We start from the raw sequence: 1,852 nt of genomic DNA, 5'->3' as shown, positions 1-1,852 counted from the left end.
TCAATAAATTGCATTGTTATTTTTACTCTTCAACAACAGTTAATATCGAACCATCAAGCTGATAAACAATTTGAGTGTGAGGGCAGGTAATGGTTAAGTGACCTTCTAATGGCAAATCAAGTTGCTCACCATATTGGCTCATCCAGCCAATTTGCTTGGCTGGAACACCCACCATCAAAGCAAAGGGCTTCACATCTTTGTTCACGACAGTACCAGCACCAATGAACGCGTACTCACCAATCGTAATACCGCACACAACCGTACAGTTCGCACCCAAAGTTGCGCCCTTTTTCACGATAGTGTCACGGTATTGGTCTTTGCGTTCAATAAGAGAGCGAGGATTATAAACATTCGTAAAAMCATGCTGGCCACAAAAACTCCCTCTTCTAAATGAACATTGTCATAAACAGAGACGTTGTTTTGAATTTTACACTGGTCACCAATGGTCACCTTATTACCAACAAAGACATTTTGCCCCAGAGAGACGCCGCGACCAATTTGAGCACCTGAACACACATGCGCCCAGTGCCAAACTCGTGAACCTTCTCCGATGCTAGCACCATCATCTACAATGGCAGTTTCATGCTGAAAGAAGCTCATAACTACTACCAAATGATTAAAGGGAGCATTCGCCCCCTGATTATGGATTAAAGAACGGATTCGTCTGTCTTCGCCGACACTTAAGACATGTTTCACATTCGTTAATAAAACGTGGCTAATCTTTACCTAAACGGCCGCAAAGCCTCTACGCCCATCGATTTCGTCTCACTATGGTCAACCGCCAGTACGATACCGTCATAATGACCTTCTTTCAGCTCATCGATGAGTTCAATACCATACTCATGGCGAACTTCTCTTTTGAAGCCAACTATCGTATACATCAACCGACATATTAAAGTCTTGCAGCTCTTTGATGATGTTGATGATTTTTGTATTACGAACATCAGGACAATCCCCTTTAAAGGTAAAACCTAATATCAGTACTTTTGCTTCATCAATATGGATTTTTTTGCTCGCCAGCTTTTTCACTTAATTGTGTTCGCGACATTATTCGCCCATACCATCATTGATACGACGCCCTGCCAAAATAACTTCTGGACGGTACCCCACCTCTTGAGCTTTATGAGCTTAGATAGTATGGGTCAACGCTAATTGCAGTGCCCACCAACCAAACCTGGCTTAATGGTAGAAAGTTCCACTTGGTACCTGCCGCTTTCAACACTTCTTCAGTATCAATGTCCAGTGTAAAATCTTCGCGAACTCATTAATGATGGCAATGTTCAAATCACGCTGAGTGTTTTCAATAACCTTAGCCGCTTCCGCAACTTTGATGGAAGAAGCCTTATGCGTACCAGCCGTCACAATTGAACGCGTACACTGCATCAACAAATCAGCAACAGCGTCTGTCGAACCTGACGTAATTTCGTGATAGTCGTAAGTCGATTCACTTATCACCTGGGTTGATACGCTCAGGGCTGTAACCAGCAAAAAGTCTTGGTTAAATACCAATCCTGACATTTTTTCAATGATAGGAAGGCACACTTCTTCTGTCGCCCCTGGATACACTGTTGATTCGAAACCACTATGTCCCCTTTTGAATGACTTGAGCATGCTTCAGAAGCTTTCTTTAATGGAGTCAAGTCGGGGGTATTTTCTTCTGTGATTGGTGTTGGCACCGTAACCACATAGAAATTACATGCTTGCAAATCTTTCAATTGATGGGTGTATTGTAAAAGAGGTGCACTCGCTAACTCTTCTGGCGAACACTCTAGAGTAGAATCTTTACCACTCTCAAGCTCTTGAACACGAGCTACATTGATATCAAAGCCCAACGTTGGGTATTTCTTACCAA

Annotated in this window: 2 pseudogenes; both read right to left on the bottom strand. The window is 42.7% G+C overall.

Going from position 1 to position 1,852, the window contains the following annotated elements:
- Window positions 1-22: 22 nt before the first annotated feature.
- Window positions 23-600 (bottom strand): annotated as a pseudogene (locus CIK04_RS26420) (acyltransferase).
- 81 nt (window positions 601-681) lie between these two features.
- Window positions 682-1,852: pseudogene (locus CIK04_RS26415) on the bottom strand (nucleotide sugar dehydrogenase); the annotation flags it as partial.

The sequence above is a fragment of the Vibrio sp. 03_296 genome (genome assembly GCF_002265885.1).
Note: the sequence above shows the minus strand (reverse complement) of the source record. Positions and strands in the feature narration are given on the sequence as shown.